The following is a 20,577-nucleotide window of genomic DNA, read 5'->3' on the forward strand; positions in this document are numbered from 1 at the left end:
AGCCTCTTACGCGAACAGCGGGTTTACTTTGTTGGTATCGATGTCGAATTTCTTAATCGCTTCTGACACGACTTTCTTATCAACATCACCACGCTTAGCCAGCTCGTTCAGTGCCGCAACCACCACATAGCCTGCGTTCACTTCAAAGTGACGACGTAGGTTTTCGCGGCTGTCAGAACGACCAAAGCCGTCTGTACCCAGCACTTTATAAGACTCAGCTGGGATAAACGCACGAACTTGGTCAGCGTAGTTTTTCATGTAATCAGTCGCAGCAATCGCAGGCTCAGATCCCATGACTGTTTGGATATAAGGCACTTTGCTTTCTGCATCTGGGTTCAGCATGTTGAAACGATCCACATCCTGACCGTCACGTGCCAGTTCGTTGAACGAGGTCACGCTGTAAACGTCAGACGCCACGCCGAATTCATCGCTGAGCAGTTTCGCTGCCTTGCGCACTTCGGTCATGATAGTGCCCGAGCCCATTAACTGAACTTTGGCTTTGTCGCCCGTGTAGGTTTCTAGTTTATAGATACCTTTACGGATACCGTCTTCCGCGCCCTCAGGCATGGCTGGCTGATGATAGTTTTCGTTCATCAGCGTCAGGTAGTAGTAGATATTTTCTTGGTCAGGACCGTACATACGACGGATACCGTCTTGCATGATCACCGCCACTTCGTACGCGAAGGTTGGGTCGTAAGACACACAGTTAGGTACAGTGCTTGCCAGAATATGGCTGTGACCGTCTTCGTGTTGCAGACCTTCACCGTTCAGGGTAGTACGACCTGCGGTGGCACCCAATAGGAAACCACGTGCTTGTTGGTCACCCGCCATCCACGCCATGTCGCCAACACGTTGGAAGCCGAACATGGAGTAGTAGATGTAGAATGGGATCATTGGCAGATCATTGGTGCTGTAAGAGGTCGCCGCCGCTACCCACGATGACATCGCGCCTAGCTCGTTGATCCCTTCTTGCAGTACTTGGCCGCCTTGGTCTTCTTTGTAGTAAGACACCACGCCACGATCTTCTGGGGTATAGGTTTGTCCTTGCGGGTTATAGATACCCACCTGACGGAACAGACCTTCCATACCGAAAGTACGGGCTTCGTCAGCAATGATTGGCACTACGTTCTTGCCAATGCTCTTGTCTTTCAGCAATACGTTCAATGAGCGTACAAACGCCATGGTGGTAGAGATATCACGCTTCTGCTCAGACAGCAGAGCAGAGAAATCATCCAGTTTTGGCAGCGTCAGTTCTTCAGTGAACTTAGGTAAGCGCTGCGGAGTGTAACCGTGCAGGGCTTTACGGCGCGCATGCAGGTATTCGTGTTCCGCAGATCCTTCTTCCAGTTTTAGGTAAGTCAGGTTTTGCACATCATCGTCAGACAGCAAGTCTTGTAGGCCAAGACGATCACGCATAGCGTGAACATGGGTCATGTCCATTTTCTTCACTTGGTGCGCGATGTTTTTACCTTCAGCCGCTTCACCCATGCCGTAACCTTTAACGGTTTTCGCCAGGATCACGGTTGGACGGTCGTTGCACTCTTGTGCCGCTTTGAACGCAGCAAACAGTTTTGATGGTTCATGACCACCACGTTTGAGCGCAAAGATTTCTTCGTCGGTCATATCGGCAACCAGGGCTGCAGTTTCAGGATATTTACCGAAGAAGTGTTCACGCACGTAGGCGCCGTCTTTTGATTTGAAGGTTTGGTAATCGCCGTCGATGGTTTCGTTCATCAACTGCAGCAGTTTACCCGTGGTGTCTTTGGCCAGCAGTTTATCCCAGCCAGAGCCCCAAACCACTTTGATCACGTTCCAGCCAGCGCCTTTAAATAGGCCTTCTAGCTCTTGAACGATTTTACCGTTACCCATTACAGGACCATCAAGGCGCTGCAGGTTACAGTTGATCAAAAAGCACAGGTTATCCAGTTTTTCACGAGCGGCAAACGACAGCGCACCACGTGATTCTGGCTCATCCATCTCACCGTCGCCTAAGAACGCGTAAACACGTTGCTCTGAGGTGTCTTTCAAGCCACGACCGTTCAGATACTTAAGGAAACGCGCTTGGTAGATAGACGCAATAGGCCCCAGACCCATAGAAACGGTTGGGAACTGCCAGAACTCAGGCATCAGTTTTGGGTGCGGGTAAGAGGAAATACCGTTACCGTCAACTTCTTGGCGGAAGTTGTCGAGCTGCTCAGCAGTGAGACGACCTTCCACAAACGCACGCGCGTAGATGCCTGGAGAGATATGACCTTGATAATAAACCAGATCGCCACCATCTTTCTCGTTTGGCGCACGGAAGAAGTGGTTAAAGCAAGTTTCATAGAACGCAGCCGATGACTGGAATGAAGCCATGTGGCCACCCAGCTCTAAATCTTTCTTGGACGCGCGCAACACGATCATGATTGCGTTCCAACGAATGATAGAACGGATACGACGCTCCAAGTTCACATCACCTGGATAAGCAGGTTCTTGATCTGCAGGGATGGTATTTACATAGTTGGTGGTCACGCCAGTTGGCATGTCAACACCGTCTAAACGTGCTTGCCCTAAGACTTGCTCCAGAAGGAACTGGGCACGTTCTACACCTTCTTCACGAACGACTGACTCAAGAGCTTGCAACCACTCTTGGGTCTCAAGTGCGTCCACGTCATTTTTCATGACTTCAGACATGGCGATCTATCCTTTCGTTGATTGACTCGTACAAAACAAACGTTGTCGCAGCTGCAGTGGCCCCTCGCCTTTATTTTGGCGGCGAATAGGGATTACTCCAGCTCGTCCTTGCGTTGTTGAATTCGACGTAGAGACCGTTCTCGACGGCTTTCTTCTCGGCCAAGATCCAACAGAGTTTCCTCAATGTAAGCTAAGTGTGCATGCGACGCCTGTCTCGCTTTTTCTGGCTCGCCAGCGGTGATTGCATCCACGATCTCAGCTCGGTGTCGGCTGACATTTTCCACCGTCTCTTGACGGCGATAAAGTAGCTCAAAGTTTTGATAAATATTCTGTTCCAGTAACGGTGCGAGGCTACGCATGATATGCAGTAGTACCACATTGTGCGCCGCTTCCGTTACGGCAACGAGATATTGCATGACGGCGGAAGCTTCTGCCTTTAAGTCCCCATCTTTCTGCGCTTGTCGAATCGCATCATGGCAATCTTCAATCCGAGAAAAATCCTCTTCCGTGCCCCGTAAAGCGGCGAAATAAGAAGAAATACCTTCGAGCGCATGCCGTGATTCCAACAAATCAAGCTGGGTTTCCGGATGGTCCGCCAATAACTCTAGCAGGGGTTCAGAAAATCGCTGCCACAGTCGTTGACTGACAAAGGTGCCGCCACCTTGTTTGCGAGTGAGCAGCTTTTTTACTTCAAGTCGCTGAATCGCCTCACGGACTGATGGACGAGACACATCAAACTGGACCGCTAACTCTCGCTCAGGCGGTAGCTTCTGGCCTGGAGACAAGGTCCCTTCCAGAATTAAACCTTCGAGCTCTTTCTCGATAACATCTGAGAGTTTGGGTTGACGAATTCGCTGATATGCCATTGTATTTATTGACCATCTGCCCCCCAAGCTTGGCGCTTAGCTGCAGAAACTGACTGATTGTAAATTGGTAAGACCAATTACTTTATTATTCTCTAAAGTTACCAGACAGCGGATATTCTGTCCACCTGAACTTTGATTGACATCATGGAAACCCCTGTATTCGTCACCTGACAGTTGTTTTTTCACGGCGCTCTAAAATTGGTCAGACCAAAAAGAATGACGGCTTTGTCAGGCAGTATAGAGCAGTAGGTGTAATCTTTCCCAGTCAAACACATGGCCAGGATCGGTCTTCCGTCCGGGCGCAATATGTTGATGTCCTGTGATCCGATCACGAGTGATGGCTGGATAGTACTGCATCAGCGTCTGCGTGATCGCCGCTAACGATTGATACTGCTGGTCGGTGTATGGAAGTGTGTCCGTGCCCTCAAGCTCAATACCGATAGAAAAATCGTTACATTGCTGCCGACCGTCAAAACACGAGATGCCAGCATGCCATGCGCGTTCGTTGAATGGTACAAACTGGATCACACTTCCATCTCGTCGGATCAGTAGGTGAGCGGACACGCGAAGATCACGGATCTGGGCAAAATAAGGGTGCGCGTCAGCGTCGAGGTTGCCCTGAAAAAATTGCTCAATATAGGGACCGTCGAACTGGCCGGGGGGCAGGCTGATATTGTGAACCACCAGCAAGGAAATATCCTCGCTATCCGGGCGTGAGTTATAATGGGGAGAAGGACAGGCGCGCGCGCCCGCTAGCCAATGATCGTCGATGCGGGAAAAAGACATGCAAGCTACTCGTGTCGCAAAATTCGTTACTGTATCCGCTCGGCAGGCAGATTGGAATATAAGCAGTGCCGCTCGTTAGCATGTGTTTTCGCGTAATACATGGCCGCATCGGCTTGATTCATCATTTGTTGCAACTCCAATCCGTCGGTAGGAAAGCAACTGACGCCAATACTACTCACCAGTGATAACTCTGCTTTCTCGGTTAATATAGGTGCATGGACATCATCTTGAATACGGCGAATAACTTCATTCAATGCATCTTTATCTGTCAAAAGATCCAACCACACGATAAATTCGTCACCGCCTAAACGCCCGACTAAATCAGAACGACGGACGGCGTGCTTTAGACGTTGGCTCACAACCCTGAGCAACTCATCCCCGACCCCGTGGCCATAGGTGTCATTGACTTGTTTAAAGTTATTCAAGTCGATAAACAGTAACGCAGCATTCGTTTGTGCTCGGTTGGCCCGCATCAAAGCCACATCGACATGCGATTCAAACGCACGTCGGTTAAATAAACCTGTTAATTCATCATGCTCCGCTAAAAATTTAAGCTGGTGTTGCTGCTCGCGAAGCTGTTGTGTTTGCCGTGCGACTTCTTCACTCAGTTGGTTTTTATCCACCATGGTATGGCTAAGCGCATGCTTCATTTCATTGACATGATCCGCCAGTTCGGTCAGTTCATCTTTATCGGTCATGATTAATTCAGTGGTTAAATCACCTTTTTTAATCTGAGTAACCGTGCTGTGTAATGTTTTTAAGCGTTGTCTTAAACGTCGTCGTAAACGGGTCGCAAAAATCGTTACTAATAAGGCCAACAGCACCAAAATACCACCATGGACAACAAGCAACATTTTCTGCTGTTTAGATGCATCATGCATCGCTTGCTGACGCACAGAAAATGCCACCTCGCTCATGGCTTGTAGTAAAATATTAAATCGTGAAAAAAGCATCAGCCGCCCTTCATCAACGCTCTGCTCCCGACCAAATTGGCCTGTTGTGGTATCCAGCAAACGGTCAATACTGTCCGCCGCTTGCGTCATAGACTGCACTGACTGGGGAGGAATCGCATGCTGGTCACTGGATAGCTGAGCCCGCAACGCATTGGTTGATTGGTATACATCTTGGCGGGTTTGCGCACTGGGGTATTGACGATATAGCCACAAACGACCGCGTAAACTGTCGATTTGAGAATGCACCGCAACAATTCTATCTAAGCGTACTTGCGTCTGACTTTGTTTCTGAAAAAGCTCTACCGTGATCAATAGTGTTACCAGCGTCAATGCCGCACATGCGTAAACAACGATGTTTAACTGCTGACCGATTTTCATTCTAATAGACTCACTTTTTGAGTTGCTTCAACCAAGGGGCCAGGGTTAAGTAAATGACGATACGATGGTGTTGGTCCCGTAACCAATCCCGCGCGTTGCGCCCACCGAGCTTGGTTTTTTAAACGCAACAGTAAAGAGTCGTTTAACGACAGGCGAAATAAATAGTCCTGCCAAAGCCAGCCGAGCTTGTCGTCGGACATTGAAAGATACGCAGCGACCTGGGCTTTCGCTTGCTCAGGCCGTTGATGAATAACATCTACCGCTTCATCCAAGGCTCGAATGACGCGACGCATATCTTGGTGCTGCTTTTTCGCAACTAAACGATCACTTACCAATAAAAAAGATAAGCTATGTAAGCCTTTACTATCGAGTGCTTGTACTGACTCATGGGCTCGTTTTACTAGTTGATAGCCGTAAGGTTCCCAAATAGCAATCGCATCAACTTCATTGTCGAGCAGTGCCGACGGCAACGCCTCAGGCGAGTAATAAACCTTCTCTATTGTCTCAGTTGGCATATCATACAGCTGGAGCAATGAGTCGAAGAAGTACTCACTCGCGCTTGACGCGACCACTCCAACACGTGCGCTCCGAAGCGCATCAGGGAGCGAGTGACCAATTGCACGATGGATAGACCACAGTTTCACATCATTGTCTGACTCAACAAAGCTAGTCAGAATGTTAAAATCCTCTCTTTCAAAGCTATTAAACATCGCCACTGTTTCTGACGTCGTGGCTAAGTCCGCCTCTCCCGCAACCAGTGCTTGAAAACTTTTCACTCCGCCATGAACCGGTTTTAGCGTCATGTCTATGCCATGTTTTTTAAATAAACCTTGTTCTTTGGCAACGATGATAGGCGCTGACAACGGCGTTAATGAAACCGCAATCGTCAATGGTGACAATGAGGTAGACGCGGGTAAACGTAGGTGCTGCCAGACACTAAAACCTGCCAGTGCAGCGAATATCATCGTCATCAGTGCCAATCCGCGTTTCATGACGCTACCTCTTTACTAGAACTGATCAAAGTGTAGACAAATGAGCAGGCAATGCATGGGTAATTTTCTAGTCAGGGTGTCGATAATAAAATGGACGCCGACGCGGAAACCGGAGAGAAAAGCTGCATTTCCCCCCAACCAGCGTTATCATTTCGCCACGTTTTTTCATCACCGCGGTAAGCCATAATGACATCGACTCCTTTTCATGCTGTTCATGACAGCAAAAGCCGTCTTGCCTATCTCACCTCTCATCTAAAAACGGATGTGCCCCGTGCCGTCAGCGACGCATTGCGTGAAGATTTAGGGGGCGATCTTGACGCGCGTAAAGATATTACCGCCAGCCTGATTCCGGCCGATTCGGTGTCGACCGCGGTACTGATTACGCGTGAAGATGGCGTATTTTGTGGCCAAGATTATGCTAACGAAGTATTCAAACAACTGGGTGGCGAGGTCTCCTTAACCTGGCATGTGACCGATGGCGACGCGATCACTGCCAATCAAACCTTGTGCACCTTAAAAGGACCGTCACGCGTGTTATTAACGGGTGAGCGCAATGCGATGAACTTTATCCAGACCTTGTCAGGCTGCGCCAGTAAAACGGCAACTTATGTGGCACAGTTACAAGGGACGGAGACCAAGCTATTGGACACCCGCAAAACCGTGCCAGGCCTGCGTAGTGCACTCAAATATGCAGTCGCTTGTGGCGGCGGACACAATCACCGTATTGGTGTGTTCGATGCGTATCTCATTAAAGAAAACCACATTCTTGCCTGCGACGGGATTGCCAATGCGGTGCAAGAGGCTCGTCGTCTGAATCCAGATAAACCGGTGGAAGTAGAGACAGAAAATCTGGATGAGCTAAAACAAGCCATTGAGGCCGGCGCCGACATTGTGATGTTAGATAATTTTAGCGTGCCGATGATGCGCGAAGCGGTTGCACTCAACCAAGGCCGTGTGGCGCTTGAAGTCTCGGGCAATGTCACCTTGGATACTCTGTCTGAATACGCGTCCACAGGCGTAGATTATATTTCCGTGGGCGCGCTTACCAAGCACGTGACCGCGCTCGATTTATCCATGCGTTTTCAATAACACGTACTTTCAATAACACGTACGCTCACCCAGAGTCGACCAGGCCGCCCACGATGGGCGGCCTTTTTATCGCGCTTTCGTGACAAAAAATTTGTGGTGAGTCGAACACTACAACAGAAAAAACAAAATCTTACATCCAGCTTTTACCCTTCACTCTCAAACTCATGTTGCCCCTCTTTTTTGTGCCACGCTCACAAGCGTAAAGTCGCTGCACTCGCGGCCACCGAGTTGGCGGCCGACCATCATTGAGAGGAGAGACATAGGATGCAAAAGCAACAAGGGTTTAGTTTGATTGAGTTACTCGTGGTCATTGGCATTATTGGCGCCCTGACTGCCATCGCCATTCCGCAATACCAAAAGTATCAAGATAAAGCCAAAGTTACTGCCGCAATTGCCACGCTGACCAATATGCGTGCCCCAGTAGAAGCTCATATATTAGAAAAAGGATCATTTCCTGAGGATTTGGAGGATTTGGCGAATTTAGGGATCCCAGAAGACGTAAAGACAGAAGAAAAAGGACTGTTCATTACGGTGACAGAACTCCCCGACACATTCACGGATAAGAAAGTCACCTTGACTCGCAGTGATGCTGGTCTATGGAGCTGTACACAACCTCTTGAAGAAAAGGTTAGCAACTGCGAGGGTTCGGGCACAGGCAGTGATACAGGCAAAGGCTAAGTCTAACTAATCAATCCGCAACCTAGCACACGCTTGTGCTAGGTTTTATAAGTATTGAAAAGCGTTATTTATGATCCCAACCGCTCAGTTGTATCAAGCCGGTTTATTGACCGATGCTCAGCGCGATGCGTTGGGCATCGGCGATGGCACACTGCTTAGCGTCTCCCGTTTACTCGATGCCGGGGTTGACCCCACCGCGCTCGCCCACACCCTCGCGAGTCAGCATCACCTACCTTTTTCGGAAAGCCATCAGTATCCGTTTAAAGCTACCTGCTATGCCCTCGACCGGCGCGATTTGATTCAGCGCCATCAAGTGTTGCCGCTTGCCCAGCAAGGCAAAGAGCTGTTGCTCGGCGTCAGTGACCCAGATAACACAGAGGCGGTGGCTGATTTTCGCTTTTCAACCGGACTCAATGTTCGTTTGGTGGTGTTAAGCCAGCCGGATTTAGACGCAGCGCTGCGCCATTTATACGGCGCAGATATTGAGGGCACCGGCGATGGCATCACCATCAGTGATCAGGATTTAGCGGCCCTGACCGTCACCGATAGTCCGCAAGAAGATAGCGCGGAACTGCAAAGCGATCAGGCACCCATTAGCCGCTATATCCAGCAAATATTAGTTGATGCGGTACGAAAAAAAGCGTCCGACGTGCATTTTGAACCGTTTGAGGATCACTTCCAAATACGGTTTCGCCAAGACGGTTTACTGCAAACCTATGCCCATCCACCCGCGGGCGTCTCGCGGCGCTTATCCACGCGACTCAAAATCTTGGCCCAACTCAATATTGCCGAACGACGCTTACCGCAAGATGGGCGAATCAAATTGACCCTTACTGCCGAGCATACGGTCGATATGCGGGTATCGACCTTACCAACGGTCTGGGGTGAAAAAGTGGTGGTTCGCTTATTGAATAATGGTCAGCAGCAACTGACGCTGCATGATTTAGGCTTAACCGAGTGGCAGCGCCAGCACTATCAAGCAGCGCTCGATCAACCACAAGGAATGATTTTATTCACCGGGCCAACCGGGAGCGGTAAAACTGTCTCATTATACAGCGGTTTGCACTATCTCAATCAGCCGCAGCGAAACATTGCCACCGTTGAAGATCCGGTCGAGATCCAGCTTAATGGGATCAACCAAGTTAATGTCAATACGCGGATCGGACTCGATTTTGCGACCGCCCTCCGCGCCTTTTTACGCCAAGATCCCGACGTAGTCATGGTGGGAGAAGTACGCGATACCGACACCGCAGAGATCAGTATTAAAGCCGCACAAACTGGCCATTTGGTGCTCTCAACCTTACATACCAACTCTGCCGCAGAGAGCATCACGCGTTTAGCACATATGGGGATCGCGCCATACAACCTCGCCAGCTCATTGACCTTGGTGGTGGCGCAAAGGCTGGTGCGCCGGCTCTGTCCCGTCTGTAAGCAGCCTCACCCGCGTGATGACCCAAGCTTGACCCAGCTGATGCGCCTTTATCCGCGCTGCGACCCCACTCAAATCTATCAAGCCAATCCTCGCGGCTGTTACCGCTGTGACCAAGGTTATCAAGGTCGAACTGGCATTTATGAGGTGCTGCCTATCGACGACACCATTACTGACGCGATTTATCGCCATGCCAGTGCTAGCGAGCTCACCCAACTCGCTTGCCAACAAGGCATGTGGCGGCTGGCAGAGTCCGGCATTGCCAAACTCAATCAAGGGATCACCAGTGTGCAAGAACTCAGTCGCGTGATCCAACTGGCATAAGGAATGATCATGGCCAAGCAAACGTTATTCGTCTTTCATTGGCGTCAAGCCGTGCCGTTTGGGCGACACCAGAAAGGCCAAGTATTTGCGTATTCTGAGCACGATGCCCGCCAGCAACTCGCCGGCCAAGCTATCTTGCCAACACGCTTAATACGTCGACGCCTTTCTAGCTGGCAACAACGCCAGCACAAAGCCAAAGCGGCCGATATTACCCAGTTTTCACGCGAACTCACTACCTTATTAGAGTCTGGCATCCCGATTGTTCAGGCACTCAACCTGATAGAAGAGAATCAAGTCAAAGCAGAAATGCGCTTAGTGGTTCGCTACCTTCGTCAACAACTAGAAGCTGGCACCAGCTTAAGCACGGCCTTGGCGCAAGCCAGCCCCCTATTTGATCGCTTTTACTGTGATCTGGTCGCTACCGGCGAACAAACCGGTCAACTTCCTTTGGTATTTGCTCGCCTTGCACTATATCGGGAAAAACAAGCCTTGCTGCGCAGTAAGGTGATGAAAGCCATGATTTATCCCACCATCGTCGTCAGTGTTGCGCTCGGTGTTAGCACTTACTTACTTTTGTTCGTGATCCCAAAATTTAAGCAGATTTTTGACTCTTTTGGGGCGCCCCTACCATGGCTCACACGGCAAGTGCTGGCATTGTCTGATTGGATGACCACCCATGCGCCAACCATTGCCGCTATCTTGATTGTCCTGATGTTATCGCATAAATGGCTACAACGGCATCGCCCGCGCTATCGGTACCACTATCACCACTGGCTACTTAAACTGCCTATCATCGGTGAGGTGCTGAGCAAAGCCTGTATCGCGAAGTTTTCCCGCACACTGGCCACAACCTTTAGCGCTGGGATCCCACTGATCTCCGGACTTAAATCGGCAACCAATATTCTCACCAACGACTATTATGCACACGGACTCATTCGAGTGTCTGCACACACAGCTACCGGGATCCCGCTCTATCAAGCGTTACGTGAAAGTGGCCGTTTTCCCAATATGATGACGCAAATGATCATGATTGGTGAAGAGTCTGGCGCATTAGACACCATGCTTAATCGGGTGGCAGTGATTTACGAGGAAGAGGTTGATAACACCGTCGATAATCTGGGTAAGATCATTGAGCCACTGCTGATTTTAGTACTCGGATTACTCATTGGTGGCTTGGTGGTTGCCATGTACCTTCCTATTTTTAATCTGATGTCCGTTCTCGGCTAAGCCAAGATAGAGTCTCGATACGTAACGCGCTATGATTCGCGCACAACAAGCAACAAGTAATAAGCAGGTGTCATGTTGGTGTTCTCCTCCCCGTTTTTTATCGTGATAGCCGGCCTGCTGGGTCTGGTTTTTGGCAGCTTTTTAAACGTGGTGATCGCCCGTTTGCCGACAATGATGGAACGCCAGTGGCGCCAAGAATGCCGGCTTAGCTTTCCTGACGCCAATATCGATGCGCCAGACGACACGCGCTTTGATTTAAGCTTACCCGCTTCGCATTGCCCACATTGCCACACAGCGATTGCTTGGTACGACAATATCCCGCTGATTAGCTGGCTCGCATTAAAAGGCCACTGCCGGCATTGTCAAACCCCGATCAGTAAGCGGTATCCGTTAATTGAGCTGATGGGCGCCCTCGTCTGCATACTGCCCGCTTGGCTGATCACCTCACCTGGGTGGGCCATCGCAGTGATGGGCGCAAGCCTAACATTACTTGCGCTGACGATGATCGACTGGGACACCATGCTGCTCCCCGACCAAATCACGTTGCCGCTTCTTTGGGCCGGGATCGCACTCGCACTCATCGGCGTTAGCCCAGTATCATTGGCAGACAGCGTAACAGGCGCCATGATTGGCTACCTCAGCCTTTGGAGCTTATTTTGGACATTCAAACTGATCACTGGCAAAGAAGGCATGGGCTACGGTGATTTTAAGCTCTTTGCTGCCTTGGGCGCTTGGGTGGGCTGGCAAGCGTTACCCCTGTTAATTTTAATGGCCTCCATGAGCGGGGCCGTTGTCGGCGCGCTATGGCTTCGCTCTCAGCGTCAAGGTATGCAACATGCGTTTGCCTTTGGCCCTTTCATTGCCATGGCTGGCTGGCTAAGTCTGCTTTGGGGCGATAGCCTGTTACACTGGTATCTGTCACACATTTTAGGAGTCATCTAATGGCATGGGTAGTCGGATTAACCGGCGGGATTGGTAGCGGTAAAACCACAGTAGCGGACCGGTTTGCCGCAAAAGGGATCGATATTGTCGATGCTGACGTGATTGCACGTGAGGTAGTAAAACCTGGCAGCCAAGTACTGGATGCGATTGTGGCGCGCTTTGGTGCGTTGGCATTAAATCATGATGGTAGCCTGGCGCGGGCGTGGCTTCGTGAGCGTGTATTTAGCCAACCAGACGACAAGCAATGGCTTGACGATTTACTCCACCCGTTGATTCGTACCCGCATGATTCAAGCTTGCGCCGACGCGCAATCTCAGTATTGTTTGCTTGTCGTGCCCTTATTAGTAGAAAATAACCTGATGACATTAGCCGATCGCATCCTTGTGGTGGATGTTGACCCGGCCACCCAGATAACCCGAACCTTGGCGCGCGATCAGGTCAGCCAACAACAAGTTCAGGCAATCTTGGCCGCGCAAGCCAGTCGTCAACAACGCCTCGACGTGGCTGATGACGTGATCGACAATACCCACACGGAGGCGGAACTTGATCGACAAGTTGATGCCTTACACCACACGTATTTAACCTTGGCAACCCAGGCAAACGCCGGTGTATAGCCGGACAGGATAGCTCAACGCTTATGACCAGCCTCACTGTGTATGAACACCCACTCAATGAACAGGTGCGTATTTATTTGCGCCTGGAGTACCTGCTCGACCAACTGGACGAAGTGAGCGGCCTTTCAGCACCCTGCCACCATATTCAATTTTTCCGCAGTTTATTCGATTTATTGGAAATTTTAGAGCAGGTGCAAGTAAAAGCAGACTTAGCCAAGGATTTGGATAAACTGAAGAAAAAGCTCAACGCATGGGCAAACGTACCGCAAGTGGATCAAACCCAGCTGAATCAGCTACTCGATCAGGTGGCCGCGCACCAACGTTCGGTGCTCCAGGCCAAACGCTTTGGTCAGCCACTGCGGGAAGATCGCTTCTTAACCAGCATCAAGCAACGCTTCTCGATTCCCGGAGGCAGTTGCAGTTTTGATTTGCCCGTTTTCCATTATTGGTTGCATCAGCCGCTCGCGGCCCGGCAAAATGCGATTCAAACTTGGATGGCTACCCTATCGCCGCTGCGTGATGCACTCGCTTTTTGGCTGCAACTAACACGCGAAAGCGCACACGGCGGCACCGCAACAGTAAAACAAGGGTTTTATCAACAAGAAGCCGATGGCGCTTGTTTAATTCGGCTAAAACTGGCACCGGATCTGGGCGTGTATCCTTTGGTATCAGGCCATAAAAACCGCTTCGCCATCCGGTTTATGCCATTTGACGATGATCATGAGGTCGCCGACAATATGCCTGTTCATATCAGTGTCTGTTAAGGAGAAGTACGTGAGTAATACCCCCACTGTGGTGAAATGCCCGACCTGTCAACAGCCTGTGGTTTGGGGAGAGGTGAGTCCACACCGTCCATTTTGTAGTAAACGCTGTCAACTGATCGATTTAGGCGAGTGGGCCAGTGAAGAAAAAGCCATCCCCGGTGCACCTGATATCTCGGATGATGACTTGTGGTCAGAAGAGCAGCCCGACTGAGCAGGCTGCATTCACTTCACTGAGCAGGCTGCGCTCACTTCGCGTAGCAAACTGTATTAACACAATATCGAGCGTCCTTCGCCCCGCTCGCGTGTTAGTCTTGGTGTTAGTGCTAGTGCTAGTGCTAGTGCAACCGAGTCAAAATCGGGCGTGAATTTTCTCAAGTACGGCGTCATTCGCGTCTGGAAACGTATAGTTATCCAGCTCAGCGATAGGCGCCCAAACCCCCTCTTGGCCTTCACAACCAGCCGGCTCACCATCAAAACGACACACTAAGAAAAAATCTAAGCTCAAGGCTTTGTCTGGAAAATCAAAGTCTAACGAAATAAACGGACTGACCTCGGTGGCATCAATACCCACTTCTTCTTTGAGTTCACGGAGCAGAGCGCGTTTAGGCGTTTCACTGCCTTCAATTTTCCCGCCCGGAAACTCCCACTTTCCTCCTTGGTGGGCCTGATCGTGACGACGTGTAATAAACACCTGATCTTGTGCCGAATTGACAATAATGCCCGCGGCAATACTTACCCGTTTCATGCACTCTCCTAATAATAAAAAAAGGCCGCGAAAACGGCCTTTTTGCTAACACAGGGTCAGGGGCTAGATTCTACCGTGACACTGTTTAAATTTCTTCCCTGATCCGCAAGGACAAGGCTCGTTTCGGCCAACTTTTCGCCCATCACGTACCACGGTTTCGTTGCCGCTGTCGTCACGTTCAGCGCTTTCACCATCATCAAACTGGTTTTCAGCCTGTGCATGATTAACCTGTTGCTGACGCGCCGCTTTCTCAGCACGTGCTTGACGTTCAGCTTCCATGCGCTCAACGTCGTCAGGCTGTTGAACCCGAACACGACTCAAAGCAGTCACGACATCGGTTTTTAATGCATCTAACATGCCTTCAAACAGCTCAAACGACTCGCGCTTATACTCTTGTTTCGGGTTTTTCTGGGCATAGCCACGCAAATGAATGCCTTGACGCAGATGATCCATCGCCGCCAAGTGCTCTTTCCAAAGGGTGTCGAGCGTTTGTAGCATGACCGCCTTTTCAAAGTTACGCAGCGTTTCCGCACCAACGGCTTCTTCTTTACCTTTGTACACCTCAATTAAGGCAGTCAGAATACGTTCACGCAGCAACTCTTCGTAGAGCTTGTCATCTTCATCCAACCATTGTTGAATCGGCAGCTCGATATCAAAATCGGCTTTTAAGCGCTTCTCAAGCCCAGCAATATCCCACATTTCTTCTAACGACTGTGGCGGGATATATTGGTTAACAATGGTATTAACCACGTCTTCGCGGTTGTGCTCAATCATCTCACTGATGTCATTTGAGACGAGCAATGCATCACGCAATTCATAAACCACTTTACGCTGATCGTTGGCGACGTCATCGAACTCAAGCAGCTGCTTACGAATATCAAAGTTACGGCCTTCAACTTTGCGCTGCGCATTCTCAATCGCTTTGTTAACCCAGGGGTGTTCAATCGCTTCCCCTTCAGCCATCCCGAGGCGCTTCATCATATTGGACACCTTCTCTGATGCAAAAATGCGCATCAGTGAGTCGTCCATGGATAGATAAAAACGGGTTGAGCCCGGATCACCTTGACGTCCGGCACGACCACGTAATTGGTTATCAATACGACGCGATTCGTGACGTTCGGTACCAATGATGTGTAAGCCGCCGGCTTCGACCACTTGGTCGTGCAGCTGTTGCCATTTTTCTTTCGCCGCTTCCACTTGGGCATCGGTGGGGTTTTCGACATCACCGAGAACCTGTTTCCAGCTTCCGCCCAGAACAATATCCGTACCACGGCCCGCCATGTTGGTCGCAATGGTGACTGCGCCTGGATAACCGGCTTGCTCCACAATATCCGCTTCGTGCGCGTGGAACTTCGCATTCAGTACCTGGTGCTTAATGCCATCTTTGTTAAGCGCATCAGACAACAGCTCAGACTTTTCAATCGATACCGTGCCCACCAATACAGGCTGACCGGCTTTTGCACGTGCTTTGATGTCTTCAGCAATCGCGACAAACTTTTCTTTCTCGGTCATATAAACCTGATCCGCATGGTCTTTTCGCACCATCGGACGGTTGGTGGGGATCACAACGGTATCGAGTCCATAAATCGACTGGAACTCGAACGCTTCGGTATCAGCGGTCCCGGTCATGCCTGAGAGTTTGTCATACAAACGGAAGAAGTTTTGGAAGGTAATCGAGGCCAGCGTTTGGTTCTCGTTTTGGATTTTCACCCCTTCCTTGGCTTCTACGGCTTGGTGTAAGCCTTCAGACCAGCGACGACCTGGCATAGTACGCCCAGTGTGCTCATCAACAATAATGATCTCGTCGTCTTTAATGATGTAGTCAACATCACGCTCAAACAAAACATGCGCGCGCAGGGCGGCATTAATGTGATGGATAAGGCTGATGTTGGCGGGCGAATAAAGGGTATCATCCTCTCCCATCAAGCCGTTTTTCTTCAGCAAGTCTTCAACAAACTCTTGACCGTTTTCGGTCATGTAAACCTGCTTCGCCTTTTCATCGACCGTGAAATGGCCATCACCTTGATAATCTTCGGTGTCTTCTTCTGCTTGCTGCTTTAAGCTCGGAATCAAGGCATTAATGCGCTGATACATTTCGGAGCTATCTTCTGCCGGCCCCGAGATAATTAATGGCGTTCGCGCTTCATCAATTAAGATGGAATCGACCTCATCGACGATAGAGAAGTAGCGATCACGCTGAACGCGGTCTTCGGCGCGAAACGCCATATTGTCACGCAAATAATCAAAACCGAATTCGTTATTGGTGCCGTACAGCACATCGCACGCATAGGCGGCTTTTTTCGCTTCCGGCGGCATATTCGGTACATTGACGCCAACCGTCATCCCTAGAAACTCAAACAAAGGACGGTTGGTTTCAGCATCACGCTCGGCCAAGTAATCATTGACGGTGATAATGTGAACCGACTTGCCGGTTAACGCGTTCAGGTAGGAAGGCAGGGTCGCCGTGAGCGTTTTACCCTCACCGGTACGCATCTCGGCAATTTTGCCGTTATGCAGCACAATGCCACCAATCATCTGCACATCAAAATGGCGCAGACCGAAGACACGCTTCGAGGCTTCTCGTACTGTTGCAAAGGCTTCTGGAATAAGCTCATCCAGTTCAGCGCCTTGATCTAGGCGCTCGCGGAACTCAACGGTTTTAGCTTTTAGCGCATCGTCGTTCAACGCTTCAAATTGGGGTTCGAGTTTGTTGATTTCATCAACAACTTTTCGCAGCCGACGCAAGGTGCGGTCATTTCGGCTTCCGATAACTTTAGTCAGGACTTTCGATAACATGGCGTTGCCGGTACTCTTTTTAATGGTCTTCCCACATGGGCGGCCGCTACACTGCCACTCTGTTGGCGTGTTTCAGTTCAACGCGGGTTGGCTTAAGCTCATCGATTCAACATGAGATAACAAGGCTTATCTCTTTTAAGTGGAGCCAAATCGGACAGAATTCAAGGGCGATCACGCCGCTTCACAACAATTTCCACGTAACTGATAATGTGATAGACGGAAGGGGAAAAGGTTCTCCCTTATCGCCGTACCCATGCGACACTTACCTGTGAATGATTCGCGCACTGTATATTGTACTCCCCCAGCAATCCCTAATTGATCAAATGGGTTAGCTTACATGCTGGGGTCACGCATGTATGATAAGGTAAAATAGTCTCACATCCTATGACAAATCTAGGACTCAAGGGATCAATTAGCGAAAATTAGACGCTGTGCGCCCGTTCCCACACCGAATTGATGACAAAAAAGGCAGTTATTGTGCTATGAGAGACCATCGTCCTCGCTCAACGCTACACCTGCTAGAGAGCGACTCCAACAACATTGCCCAACGGGCGGTCGAGCTTGCCAAGCTAAACAAGCTGATCTTAGCATTGTTGCCCGGTGAAACCTCAAAGGCATGTCGCGTTGCCAATTATCGTGATGGCGTATTAGTGATTGAAGTAGGTAGCGCCGCTTGGGCCATGCGGCTTAACTATGAGCGTCAGCACCTGCTCTCGGTGTTACGCACCAAAGGCCTCGCGAGCTTGACGACCATTGAGGTGAATATTAATCCAGCATTAGCCGCCGCGGACAGAACAGACCACGAGAAGGCCCCTTCTCGTCATCTTAGCCAAGCCTCTGGCGAGTTGCTTCGCGCGTTAGGGGAAGGCGCTTCCCCAACATTAAAAGCACGATTTGAAGCATTAGCTAACCTGGCCCATGATCAAAAAAAGCCAGAGTAAACTCCGGCTTTTTTATCTTAATCTCGTATTTGGTTACGATGCCTAGCGGTTAGGCTTCATATCGCTTTCTGTCAGCGGTCACACCACCTGGTGGCGTATACGCAAGTAGTAGCGTATACGCAAGTAGTAGCTTATGCGCAAGGATATCGCTTAGGCCAATACCATTCCCGGTTCAGCAAATGCCACAGGAGAGGTTTCAGTCTCTTCAAATGTGACCCACTCCCACGCTTCTTGATCGGCCAACACCGCGCGTAACAGCTTGTTGTTTAAGGCATGGCCTGATTTGTAGGCGCGCATTTCACCAAGAATACTGTGTCCACACATGTACAAGTCACCAATGGCATCCAAGACTTTGTGCTTAACCAGTTCATTGTCAAAACGTAGGCCGTCTTCGTTCAAGATGCGATAATCATCCAGAACAATCGCGCAGTCAAAGCTGCCACCCAGACACAAGTTTTGTGACTGCAAATATTCGATATCACGCATAAAACCGAAGGTTCGCGCGCGGCTCAAGTCTTTAATAAAAGATTGACTTGAGAAGTCGAGCACCAAGTTTTGTTGCTCCGATTCAATCGCCGGATGGTCGAATTCGATGGCAAAGTCGAGACGGAAGCCATTATAAGGCAACAGTTCCGCCCACTTATCATCGTCTTCAATGCGAACAGGCTTTTTGATACGAATGAATCGTTTTGGCGCATTTTGGACATCGATACCCGCAGACTGCAGCAAGAAAATAAACGGGCTTGAACTGCCATCCATAATCGGGATTTCTGGCGCATTCACTTCGATAATGATGTTATCGATACCCATTCCTGCTATTGCAGCACTGAGATGCTCAACGGTTGAGATGCGAACACCCGCGTCATTCACTAAGGCGGTGCACAGCATGGTATCGCGCACATCCTCAGGGTTGGCCGGAAAATCAACCGGCGGCTCCATGTCAGTGCGACGATAAATCACACCGGTGTTGGCAGGAGCCGGACGCAGAGTAAGCGTAACCTTACGCCCAGAGTGGAGACCCACACCAGTCGTTTGGACCATACTTTTCAATGTTCGCTGTCTAATCATCGGCTTATCTCAACTTTTTCTCAAAAAAGTGTGCTCTGCGTCACTCATTACCCTGTCACCTTAGACAAGGGGAGCGAGATGGTAGCACATCACTGGCTACAAACCAAGCAATTGCGATCAGTCAGCTTGTTTACGCAAAAACGCAGGAATATCGAGATAATCATGCTCAGTCTGCGATTTTGGTGCTGCATTCGATGAAGCAGCTGGCTGCTCTTTCGCCGCTGGGTTTGAACTTGCCGCCTGAGGTTTATCCTGCAAAGGCTGTGCCTTTTTAGGCTCGGCTTTTGCTTGCCCAGACTGTGCATTGGTGACCAAGGTAATGTCTGGCTTACGTTCGTTGCCAATCCCGGTCGCCACCACAGTCACTCGCAGCTCATCGCTCATTTCTGGATCCATCGACGTTCCGATCACCACAGTGGCATTGTCTGATGCAAATGCTTTGACGGTGTTACCCACGGTCTCGAACTCATCAAGACGCATATCAAAGCCTGCTGTAATGTTGACTAGCACACCACGCGCACCCGCCAAGTCGATGTCTTCAAGAAGTGGGCTAGAAATTGCCATCTCTGCCGCTTCTTCAGCACGATCTTCGCCCGTTGCAACACCACTGCCCATCATTGCGTGTCCCATTTCTGACATCACAGTGCGTACGTCAGCAAAGTCGACGTTAATATGGCCAGGGCGTGTGATCAGTTCTGCAATCCCTTGTACGGCATTGCGTAACACATCGTTCGCCTTCGCAAAGGCATCCAGCAAGGTAATGCCGCGACCTAGCACCTTAAGCAATTTTTCGTTGGGAATCGTAATCAGCGAGTCAACTTGCTTTGACAGCTCTTCGATTCCTTGCTCGGCAAACGCCAGTCGCTTTTTACCTTCGAAGCTGAAAGGTTTGGTGACCACAGCAACGGTCAGAATCCCCATTTCTTTCGCGATTTCCGCGATAACAGGCGCTCCCCCGGTGCCGGTACCACCGCCCATTCCGGCTGCGATAAATACCATATCGGCACCTTCGAGCTCAGCTTTAATCGCATCGCGATCTTCGAGTGCGGAATCACGCCCAACTTGCGGATTTGCCCCCGCGCCAAGTCCTTTGGTGATATCACCGCCAATTTGAATGACCGTGCCGACACTGCTTTTCCGTAGTGCTTGGGCATCCGTATTAATGCTAATAAAGTCAACCCCTTCGATTGACTCACGCACCATATGTTCAACGGCGTTACCACCGCCACCGCCAATGCCGACGACCTTAATCACCGCATCGTCAGACATTTCCATCATCGGTTCAAACATGAGTTCTCTCCGTCCTTCCTGT

General features: G+C 50.1%; 18 protein-coding genes. 9 read left to right on the forward strand and 9 right to left on the reverse strand.

Annotation, left to right across the window (positions count from 1 at the left end):
• Positions 1–6: 6 nt before the first annotated feature.
• The 5 genes from aceE to HLG76_RS10495 all read right to left on the reverse strand — a co-directional run bounded on the left by aceE (position 7) and on the right by HLG76_RS10495 (position 6,648).
• Complete coding sequence (aceE, locus tag HLG76_RS10475) at positions 7–2,673, reverse strand: pyruvate dehydrogenase (acetyl-transferring), homodimeric type (protein WP_077773596.1); 2,667 nt, start codon at positions 2,671–2,673, stop codon at positions 7–9.
• 92 nt (positions 2,674–2,765) lie between these two features.
• Entirely contained in the window at positions 2,766–3,539 is a 774-nt protein-coding gene (gene pdhR, locus HLG76_RS10480) for a pyruvate dehydrogenase complex transcriptional repressor PdhR (protein WP_021022598.1), read from the reverse strand.
• A 228-nt stretch (positions 3,540–3,767) separates the two neighbouring features.
• Complete coding sequence (gene ampD / locus HLG76_RS10485) at positions 3,768–4,325, reverse strand: 1,6-anhydro-N-acetylmuramyl-L-alanine amidase AmpD (protein WP_021022599.1); 558 nt, start codon at positions 4,323–4,325, stop codon at positions 3,768–3,770.
• Positions 4,326–4,351: 26 nt separating this feature from the next.
• On the reverse strand, positions 4,352–5,656 hold the full coding sequence (locus HLG76_RS10490) for a diguanylate cyclase (protein ID WP_175993617.1): 1,305 nt from the start codon (positions 5,654–5,656) through the stop codon (positions 4,352–4,354).
• Positions 5,653–6,648, reverse strand: coding sequence for an ABC transporter substrate-binding protein (locus HLG76_RS10495; RefSeq protein ID WP_021022601.1), 996 nt, complete (start codon positions 6,646–6,648; stop codon positions 5,653–5,655). The genes HLG76_RS10490 and HLG76_RS10495 overlap by 4 nt, the downstream gene beginning before the upstream one ends.
• A gap of 186 nt (positions 6,649–6,834) precedes the next feature.
• On the opposite strand from HLG76_RS10495, the gene nadC reads away from it, so the two are divergent.
• The 8 genes from nadC to yacG all read left to right on the forward strand — a co-directional run bounded on the left by nadC (position 6,835) and on the right by yacG (position 13,926).
• On the forward strand, positions 6,835–7,737 hold the full coding sequence (gene nadC / locus HLG76_RS10500; protein ID WP_077459851.1) for a carboxylating nicotinate-nucleotide diphosphorylase: 903 nt from the start codon (positions 6,835–6,837) through the stop codon (positions 7,735–7,737).
• A gap of 264 nt (positions 7,738–8,001) precedes the next feature.
• Positions 8,002–8,415, forward strand: coding sequence for a pilin (locus tag HLG76_RS10505; protein WP_175993618.1), 414 nt, complete (start codon positions 8,002–8,004; stop codon positions 8,413–8,415).
• Positions 8,416–8,485: 70 nt separating this feature from the next.
• Positions 8,486–10,168: a GspE/PulE family protein gene (locus tag HLG76_RS10510; RefSeq protein ID WP_175993619.1), complete on the forward strand. Its 1,683-nt coding sequence runs from the start codon at positions 8,486–8,488 to the stop codon at positions 10,166–10,168.
• A 9-nt stretch (positions 10,169–10,177) separates the two neighbouring features.
• Positions 10,178–11,395 carry a type II secretion system F family protein gene (locus HLG76_RS10515; protein ID WP_108743639.1) on the forward strand — a complete coding sequence of 406 codons (1,218 nt, stop codon included), beginning with the start codon at positions 10,178–10,180 and terminating at the stop codon, positions 11,393–11,395.
• Positions 11,396–11,467: 72 nt separating this feature from the next.
• The gene (locus HLG76_RS10520; RefSeq protein WP_175993620.1) at positions 11,468–12,337 is read left to right on the forward strand and encodes an A24 family peptidase; all 870 of its coding nucleotides are present in this window, start codon (positions 11,468–11,470) and stop codon (positions 12,335–12,337) included.
• Positions 12,337–12,951 carry a dephospho-CoA kinase gene (gene coaE, locus HLG76_RS10525; RefSeq protein WP_175993621.1) on the forward strand — a complete coding sequence of 205 codons (615 nt, stop codon included), beginning with the start codon at positions 12,337–12,339 and terminating at the stop codon, positions 12,949–12,951. The genes HLG76_RS10520 and coaE overlap by 1 nt, the downstream gene beginning before the upstream one ends.
• A gap of 23 nt (positions 12,952–12,974) precedes the next feature.
• Complete coding sequence (gene zapD, locus HLG76_RS10530) at positions 12,975–13,715, forward strand: cell division protein ZapD (protein ID WP_021022609.1); 741 nt, start codon at positions 12,975–12,977, stop codon at positions 13,713–13,715.
• A 10-nt stretch (positions 13,716–13,725) separates the two neighbouring features.
• Entirely contained in the window at positions 13,726–13,926 is a 201-nt protein-coding gene (gene yacG, locus HLG76_RS10535; protein WP_021022610.1) for a DNA gyrase inhibitor YacG, read from the forward strand.
• A gap of 138 nt (positions 13,927–14,064) precedes the next feature.
• Here yacG and mutT read toward each other — a convergent pair whose 3' ends face one another.
• Positions 14,065–14,460 carry an 8-oxo-dGTP diphosphatase MutT gene (gene mutT / locus HLG76_RS10540; protein WP_021022611.1) on the reverse strand — a complete coding sequence of 132 codons (396 nt, stop codon included), beginning with the start codon at positions 14,458–14,460 and terminating at the stop codon, positions 14,065–14,067.
• Positions 14,461–14,523: 63 nt separating this feature from the next.
• A complete protein-coding gene (gene secA, locus HLG76_RS10545; RefSeq protein WP_077669158.1) occupies positions 14,524–17,256 on the reverse strand; it encodes a preprotein translocase subunit SecA in 2,733 nt (910 codons plus the stop codon).
• Positions 17,257–17,738: 482 nt separating this feature from the next.
• On the opposite strand from secA, the gene HLG76_RS10550 reads away from it, so the two are divergent.
• Positions 17,739–18,197 (forward strand): DUF721 domain-containing protein, encoded by a 459-nt coding sequence (locus tag HLG76_RS10550; RefSeq protein WP_021022613.1) that lies wholly within the window; start codon positions 17,739–17,741, stop codon positions 18,195–18,197.
• A 150-nt stretch (positions 18,198–18,347) separates the two neighbouring features.
• Here HLG76_RS10550 and lpxC read toward each other — a convergent pair whose 3' ends face one another.
• Together lpxC and ftsZ are read right to left on the reverse strand one after the other, a co-directional pair.
• Complete coding sequence (gene lpxC, locus HLG76_RS10555; protein WP_025744297.1) at positions 18,348–19,265, reverse strand: UDP-3-O-acyl-N-acetylglucosamine deacetylase; 918 nt, start codon at positions 19,263–19,265, stop codon at positions 18,348–18,350.
• A gap of 117 nt (positions 19,266–19,382) precedes the next feature.
• Entirely contained in the window at positions 19,383–20,555 is a 1,173-nt protein-coding gene (gene ftsZ, locus HLG76_RS10560) for a cell division protein FtsZ (RefSeq protein WP_021022615.1), read from the reverse strand.
• Between the last annotated feature and the right edge of the window lie 22 nt (positions 20,556–20,577).

The sequence above is a fragment of the Salinivibrio sp. EAGSL genome, assembly GCF_013366455.1.
GTDB lineage: Bacteria > Pseudomonadota > Gammaproteobacteria > Enterobacterales > Vibrionaceae > Salinivibrio > Salinivibrio costicola.